The following is a 7,075-nucleotide window of genomic DNA, read 5'->3' on the forward strand; positions in this document are numbered from 1 at the left end:
GTTATTCTGAGGCCAGCGCCAGGATCTTCTCCTGGTCCGCGTCGTCTTTGTCCAAAATGCCGGTGATGCGGCCGCCGTGCATCACCATCACCCGGTCGCTCATGCCGAGGATCTCCGGCAGCTCGGAGGAGACCAAAATGATGGCGACGCCGCGGTTGGCCAGCTCGCTGATCAGGCGGTAGATTTCCGCTTTCGCCCCCACGTCGATGCCGCGCGTCGGTTCGTCGAGGATCAGAATTTTCGGCTGCGCCAGCAGCCAGCGCGCGATCAGCACCTTCTGTTGGTTGCCGCCGCTGAGGTTATTGATGATCTGATCCATGGTCGGCGTTTTGATGTTGAGTTTTTTGATCTGATCCATGCAGTCTTTGGCCATCTGTACGTGGCTGACGAAACCGTTCTTGCCGATGTATTCCGACAGGTTGACGATGCTCATGTTCTCGACCACCGACAGCACCAGAAACAGGCCGGATTTCTTGCGGTCTTCGGTGAGAAACGCCAGCCCGCTCTCGATCGCCTTCGCCGGGGAATCGACCTTCACCGCCTGGCCTTCGATAAAGATCTCGCCGCCGTCCGCCGGATGCATGCCGAACAGGCTTTCCATCACTTCGCTGCGCCCGGCGCCCACCAGCCCGGCGACGCCGAGGATCTCGCCGCGTTTGACGCTGAACGACACGTCATGGAACCAGCCGCTGCGGCGCAGCCCCGCCACCCGCAGCACTTCCTCGCCGATATTGTTGTTGAATTTGGGGAACATCTGCGTCAGTTCGCGCCCCACCATCATGGTGATCAGCGACTGTTTGGTCAGGTTTTCGGTTTTGTCGCAGGCGATGAAGGTGCCGTCGCGGAAAATGCTCACTTCGTCGGTGATGGCGAAGATCTCGTCCATCTTGTGGCTGATATAGATGATGCCTTTGCCCTGCTCGCGCAGTTCGCGGATGATGGCGAACAGATGCACCACTTCACCTTCGGTCAGCGCCGAGGTCGGTTCGTCCATGATCAAGACGTCGGCGTTGTAGGACACCGCCTTGGCGATCTCCACCATCTGCTGGTTGGCGATGCTCAGATCACCCACCAGCGTGTCCGGCTGCAGTTTGATGTTCAGCCGCGCCAGCAGCTCGCGGGTGTTCTCGTTCAGCTGTTCGTGGTTGACGAACCCTAACCGCGCCGGCTCGCGCCCCAGCCAGATGTTTTCCGCCACCGTCATGTAAGGCACCAGGTTCAGCTCCTGGTGGATCATGGAAATGCCCGAATGCAGCGCCTGCAGCGTGTCGCTGAAGGTGACCGGCCGGCCTTTGATTTTTATCGAGCCTTCATCCGGGTGGTAGATGCCGATCAGGCATTTCATCAGCGTCGATTTGCCCGCGCCGTTTTCTCCCATCAGCGCATGCACGCTGCCGGGTTTGATTTTAATCGAGACCTTATCCAGCGCTTTGACGCCGGGGAACTGCTTGCTGATGCCTTCGGCCTCAAGAACATAAGGGTACATACCGCTTACCTCCGCACTGACCCACGTTTTCCGCCGCGCTCGCCCCACACCGGCGCCCGCGGCGGGCTTCAAGGCTTATTTCTTGTTTTTATCGGCGAATTGCTGGTAATTGGCCTGAGTGATCAGCTGGTAAGGGATCAACACGTTGCTTTCCACTTTTTCGCCTTTCACCAGCTGAACGGCGGTCTGCACCGCGCCCTCGCCCTGGCCTTTGGCGTCCTGGAACACGCTCAGCGCCAGATCGCCCTTTTTGATGAACTCCAGCGCGTCCGGCGTGCCGTCAACGCCGGCCACCAGCACGCCGGGTTTTTTGGCTTGCTTCAGCGCCAAAATAGCGCCGATGGCCATTTCGTCGTTGTTGGAGGCGATGGCGTCGATCTGCTGGCCGGACAAAATCCAGTCGGTGGTGACGTCCACCGCCTCTTTGCGGAAGAACTTGGCGGTTTGCTTGTCGACTATTTTGATGCCGGGATAGTTGGCCGCCACTTCTTCCACGCCGCGGGTGCGGTCGCGCGTGGCTTCGCTCGACAGCTCGCCCATCAGGATCATCACGTTGCCCTTGCCGTTCATCAGCTTGGCCAGCGCTTCCATCTGCAGTTTGCCGGCCAGCTTGGAGTCGGATCCGACGTAGGCCATGCCGGCCGGCAGCGCCACTTCCGGCTTGCGGTTGACGAACACCAGCGGGATCTTGGCGTTCTCGGCCAGTTTGATCATCGGCTTGACGCCCTGGGTATCCACCGGGTTGAGGATGATGGCGTCGACGCCCTGGCTGACGAAGTTTTCGATTTGTTGAATTTGCTGCGCGATGTCGCCCTTGGCGTCTTCGAACTGGCCGCTGACGTTGCCGTCGGCTTTCATTTTGCTTTGCATCGACTGGCGCAGAATGGTGAGGAAGTTGTCATCGAAGTAAGCCATGGAAACGCCGATCTTGATGTCTTTCGCCAACACGCTGGCCGGCAGCATGCACATCAGTACCGAGGCGGCGATCAGTTTCTTCAGCTTCATGTTCGTTACCCTTTAATCGTTAGAATGAAGAGGTCTGTTGGTTGACAGCTAATGAAAAATATTTTTTACATTCAAACAACAATACGGTCGGTGTTATCCCTTTGATACGGCGAAATTACCGCGTTATCGCCGTATTAAGGCCGTGAACAAAATGGTGATCGATATCTCAAAACAGATTAAAAACAATCAATTGAAATAAACCCCTGGAGGAGAAAGCCGCGTCCTCGCCGCTTTTTTAAATGTTTATTTCATAATTTAGATTATTGAAACTTTTTAACCCAAACAAGCGAAACATGCGTTTTGGAATGGCTTATTAACAAAAACATGACATGGATCTAACAAATGAAATGAAAGCCGCCCGCGAGCGTTCCCCTTTCGTGCGCCGGCAAAAACTGCGAGCGGGCGCGCAGTTTGCGGTTTCCGCGTTTCCCGACCATCCTTACTCGGCAATAATGGACATATCCCTATCTCAGGAGGACCTGACATGCAGCTCAGCAGTAAGGTGCGGATGAACCGCCTGTTCAACAACGGCAAGTGCCTGGACGTGGCGATCGATCACGGCATCGCCAACGAACCGGATTTCTTAATCGGCCTGGAAGATATCGAACGGGTGATGGGCAACCTGATCGCCGCGCGCCCCGACGCCATTCAGGTCAACTACGGCCAGGCGGATCTGCTGCAGCGCGCGCCGCAGCGCGAAAAGCCGGCGCTGGTGCTGCGCACCGACGTCGGCAACGCCTATAACGCCGCGCGCCACCGTGAGATGTGGGCGGTGTTGCACAATCCGGAAGCGCCGATCCTGGCTGCGCTGCAAATGGACGCCGCCGCGGTGGTGGTCAACCTGTATATGATCCCGGATGAACCCGGCATTTTCCGCCAATGCGTAGAAAACATCGGCCGCCTGCGCCACGCCTGCGACCGCTACGCCATGCCGCTGATGATCGAACCGCTGGTGATGGCCCCGGCCGGCCAGGGCGCCGCCTACGGATCGCTGGGTGACGTGGAGAAGATCGTGCCGCTGGTGCGGCTGGCGCGCGAGCTGGGCGCCGACATCATCAAGGCCGATCCGACCGATCGGGTGGAAGATTTCCACCGCGTGGTGGAAGCGGCGCGCTGCCCGACGCTGGTGCGCGGCGGCGGCAAGGGTGAGCTGGGCTCGGTGCTGGAGAAATCCGCCGCGCTGATGGCGCAGGGCGCCTCCGGCATGGTCTATGGCCGCAACGTCTATCAACACAGCAACCCGTCGCAGGTGGTGCGCGCCCTGATGGCGATCATCCATCAGGGCGCCAGCGGCCAACAGGCGCTGGAGATCTACCACCAGCAGTAACCCGCTTTTGTAACTAAAATAACCCCCCGCTCCCCCGGCAGCATGCTATAACCTGCTGCCGGTAACTGCAGCTTGCCGCATTCCTCGCTAGAATACGCCGTGATATCGCCATTCGGAGAACCGCCATGCCAAAACAACGGGTGCCGCTCAAGCTGAGCACCTCCATCACGCTGATGGTGTCCGCCATCATCGCTTCGGTGCTGCTGGTGGTGTTCGCGCTGTTTTTCGTGCAGATGAGCCGCGAGGGGCAAGATCAGCTGCAGCAAAAAGCCATCGCCGTCGCCAACACGCTGGCGCTCTCCAACACCGTGATCGACGGCTTGCAGCGGCGCGATCACAGCGGCGCCATTCAGCGCTTCGCCGAGCAGGTGCGCCATCAAAACGAGCTGCTGTTCGTGGTGGTGGTGGATATGCAGGGCATCCGCTATTCGCACCCTAAACCCTGGCTGATCGGCAAGCATTTTATCGGCGACGATCTGGCGCCCGCGCTGCAAGGCAACGTCAACAGCGCCATCAACCGCGGCACGCTGGCCCCGGCGCTGCGGGTGTTCGTGCCGGTGTATGACGATCAGAAAAAACAAATCGGCGTGGTGGCGCTCGGCATCGCGCTGGACACCGTGCAGCGGGTGGTGGCGGAGAGCCGTTGGATCATCTATTGGACCATCGCCTTCGCCGCCCTGGTCGGCAGCCTGGGCACCTTTTTCCTGGTCTCTGCGCTCAAACGCATCATGCTGGGTTTCGAGCCTTACGAAATCTCCAACCTGTTCGAACAGCGCAACGCCATGCTGCAGTCGATTAAAGAAGGCGTGATCGCGGTCGATAATGAATCTCGCATCACCATCGTCAATGACGAAGCCAAGCGCCTGCTGCGCCAGAGCGGGCCGGTGGAAAACCTGCTGCTGGAAGCCGCCAGCAAGCATTGGCCGGCGCAGCTGCATCTGGCGGAGGTGCTGGCCAGCGGCGAACCGCTGCGCGATCGGCAGATCAGCTTCAACGGCAGCGAACTGCTGACCAATACCGTGCCGGTGATCGTCAACGGCCAGGTGACCGGCGCCATCGCCACCTTCCGCGACAAAACCGAAGTCAGCCGCCTGCTGCAGCGGCTGAGCGGCATGGCGCACTACGCCGACGCCCTGCGGGTGCAGTCGCACGAATTTATGAACAAGCTGCATGTGATACTCGGCATGCTGCACATGAAGGCCTATCAGCAGTTGGAAAACTACATCATCAACACCGCCAGCAACTACCAGGAAGAGATCGGCGCGTTGCTGCGCAAGATCCATTCGCCGGAAGTGGCGGGCTTCTTCATCGGCAAGATCAGCCGCGCCCACGAGGCCGGCATCGAACTGACCATCGAGGAAACCAGCCTGCTGCCGGAAACCGACGATGCGGAGACCACCCACGTGCTGATCAGCGTGCTCGGCAACCTGATCGAAAACGCCATCGACGCCATCGACGGCGTTGAGGGCCACGAGATCGGCCTGAGCTTCCATCATCACGACGATCAATTACACTGTATCGTCAGCGACGACGGCCCCGGCATCGATCCGGCGATCGGCGCGCGCATCTTCGAACACGGATTTTCCACCAAGGGAACGGGACGCGGCATCGGCCTGGCGCTGATCCGCAGCCATCTGGAGAAACTGGGCGGCAGCATCGATTTCGAATCCGAACCGGGCGAGCTGACCCAATTTTTCGTGCACCTTCCCTATCAGGCCAAGAGCAGAGCCCATGATTAACGTACTGATTGTCGACGACGACCCGATGGTGGCGGAGCTGAACAAATACTACCTGAGCCAGGTCGGCGGTTTTCACTGCCAGGCGACGGTCGCCACCCTGAGCCAGGCGCGCGCCCTGCTGGCCGATGCCAGCGTCAACATCGATCTGGTGTTGCTGGATATCTACATGCAGCAGGAGAACGGGCTGGATCTGCTGCCCGGTCTGCGCGAACTCGGCGAGAAGACCGATGTGATCATCATCTCCTCCGCCAGCGACGTGGACACGGTGCAAAAAGCGCTGCACTACGGCGTGGTGGATTATCTGATCAAGCCGTTCCAGTTCAGCCGCTTCAAGGAGGCGCTGAGCCACTATCGGCAACAGTCCCAGCTCTTGGCGCAGCGCGAGTTTTCGCAGGCCGACGTCGACAGTCTGTTGCGCCGCCAGCCCGGCGGCCAGGAGAGCAAAAAGCTGCCGAAGGGCCTGACCAGCATCACCCTGAGCACGGTGTGCGAGTGGATCGAACAGCAGCACGACAGCGAATTCTCCACCGACAACCTGGCCAACGCCATTGGCATTTCGCGAGTGTCCTGCCGCAAGTACCTCATCTATCTGGCGGAGAGCGGTATCCTCGGCACCCGTATTCTGTACGGCGCCACCGGCCGACCGGTCTATCTGTATCAGCTGAAGCCGGACGCGATCGCCATGCTGAAAGAGCATTGCCGCCCGGCCTAAACGACGTCGGGCGCAGAAAGCGCCCGGACGTTGAAGGTTAGAAGTTGTGCCTGTAACACTTCGCCTCGGGGTGAGGATCTTTCGAGTGTCTCCGCAGGCAGCGCTGCTTTTTCTGCTGCTGTTCCAGATTCCGCTGCTGCCGCTCGGCGGTCTCAGCGGCTTCGCGCTGCTGTTCGCGTGCAATCGCCTGCTCGTTGGCCAGCGTCAGGTTATCGACATTCCACACCTTGTGGCGCAATGCGTCGCGCTTTTTCTGGTACTCCTCGGTGACCTTACTGTCCTTCGGCGCCGCCGCATGGTATTCCAGATCCACCCGCGCCTGCGCGAAGCTGGAACAACACAAGGCCACGCCGGCCAACACGATCCTTTTCATCAATGACTCCTTTTACATTACATCGCTTGACTCTGCGCACACGCCGGCTCAGCAACCGTTCGGTGATGCCGTCGGCTTTTCCTCTGAACGGGAGACGCGCTGCCCGCCGGTGACGGGCGCCTTGCCGGGCTCGATAGCGCACTCCGCCAACCGCGCCAGCTCTTCCGCATCGCGCTCCGTCGGCGGCGCTTCCTCGCTTATTTCCTGCCGCAGATCCTGCGCCAGCGCTTTCAGGCGCTTTTGAAACAGCACCGGCGACACCCCTTCGCACGGCCTGTCGTAGCGCGCTGCGCCGGCGCTTTGGCTTAGCGGCGGCAACAGCAAGAGAAAGATCGCGGCCATGTTCTTCGTCATGGGCAACTCCTTTGATTACGCCGAAATAAACCGGCGGTTCCCTATACTGGGCGGCAGCACGGGAAGCGGCGTCCGCGTT

The 7,075-nt window shown here is 59.7% G+C and carries 7 protein-coding genes; 3 read left to right on the forward strand and 4 right to left on the reverse strand.

Annotated features, from left to right (window positions below):
- Window position 1: 1 nt before the first annotated feature.
- Window positions 2–1,486, reverse strand: coding sequence for a sugar ABC transporter ATP-binding protein (locus tag ADK28_RS06580; RefSeq protein WP_033640651.1), 1,485 nt, complete (start codon window positions 1,484–1,486; stop codon window positions 2–4).
- 75 nt (window positions 1,487–1,561) lie between these two features.
- Window positions 1,562–2,491 (reverse strand): sugar ABC transporter substrate-binding protein, encoded by a 930-nt coding sequence (locus ADK28_RS06585; RefSeq protein ID WP_033640652.1) that lies wholly within the window; start codon window positions 2,489–2,491, stop codon window positions 1,562–1,564.
- Window positions 2,492–2,975: 484 nt separating this feature from the next.
- On the opposite strand from ADK28_RS06585, the gene ADK28_RS06590 reads away from it, so the two are divergent.
- From ADK28_RS06590 to dcuR, 3 genes are all read left to right on the forward strand, one after another.
- Window positions 2,976–3,818 carry a class I fructose-bisphosphate aldolase gene (locus ADK28_RS06590; protein WP_048795220.1) on the forward strand — a complete coding sequence of 281 codons (843 nt, stop codon included), beginning with the start codon at window positions 2,976–2,978 and terminating at the stop codon, window positions 3,816–3,818.
- Between the two features lie 125 nt (window positions 3,819–3,943).
- Window positions 3,944–5,557: a sensor histidine kinase gene (locus ADK28_RS06595; RefSeq protein ID WP_048795221.1), complete on the forward strand. Its 1,614-nt coding sequence runs from the start codon at window positions 3,944–3,946 to the stop codon at window positions 5,555–5,557.
- A complete protein-coding gene (dcuR, locus tag ADK28_RS06600; protein WP_048795222.1) occupies window positions 5,550–6,269 on the forward strand; it encodes a two-component system response regulator DcuR in 720 nt (239 codons plus the stop codon). The genes ADK28_RS06595 and dcuR overlap by 8 nt, the downstream gene beginning before the upstream one ends.
- A gap of 37 nt (window positions 6,270–6,306) precedes the next feature.
- On the opposite strand, the gene ADK28_RS06605 is transcribed toward dcuR, so the two are convergent.
- Window positions 6,307–6,642, reverse strand: a complete 336-nt coding sequence (locus ADK28_RS06605; RefSeq protein WP_016928131.1) for a hypothetical protein — start codon at window positions 6,640–6,642, stop codon at window positions 6,307–6,309.
- 48 nt (window positions 6,643–6,690) lie between these two features.
- The gene (locus ADK28_RS06610) at window positions 6,691–6,996 is read right to left on the reverse strand and encodes a hypothetical protein (RefSeq protein ID WP_016928132.1); all 306 of its coding nucleotides are present in this window, start codon (window positions 6,994–6,996) and stop codon (window positions 6,691–6,693) included.
- Between the last annotated feature and the right edge of the window lie 79 nt (window positions 6,997–7,075).

It is taken from the genome of Serratia sp. 506_PEND, from assembly GCF_001076875.1.
GTDB lineage: Bacteria > Pseudomonadota > Gammaproteobacteria > Enterobacterales > Enterobacteriaceae > Serratia > Serratia marcescens.

Bases quoted from the DNA above. Each gene is read 5' to 3' on its own strand.
- ADK28_RS06605 (WP_016928131.1), bottom strand. From the start codon at position 6,642: ATGAAAAGGATCGTGTTGGCCGGCGTGGCCTTGTGTTGTTCCAGCTTC.
- ADK28_RS06590 (WP_048795220.1), top strand. From the start codon at position 2,976: ATGCAGCTCAGCAGTAAGGTGCGGATGAACCGCCTGTTCAACAACGGC.
- dcuR (WP_048795222.1), top strand. From the start codon at position 5,550: ATGATTAACGTACTGATTGTCGACGACGACCCGATGGTGGCGGAGCTG.
- ADK28_RS06585 (WP_033640652.1), bottom strand. From the start codon at position 2,491: ATGAAGCTGAAGAAACTGATCGCCGCCTCGGTACTGATGTGCATGCTG.
- ADK28_RS06595 (WP_048795221.1), top strand. From the start codon at position 3,944: ATGCCAAAACAACGGGTGCCGCTCAAGCTGAGCACCTCCATCACGCTG.
- ADK28_RS06610 (WP_016928132.1), bottom strand. From the start codon at position 6,996: ATGACGAAGAACATGGCCGCGATCTTTCTCTTGCTGTTGCCGCCGCTA.
- ADK28_RS06580 (WP_033640651.1), bottom strand. From the start codon at position 1,486: ATGTACCCTTATGTTCTTGAGGCCGAAGGCATCAGCAAGCAGTTCCCC.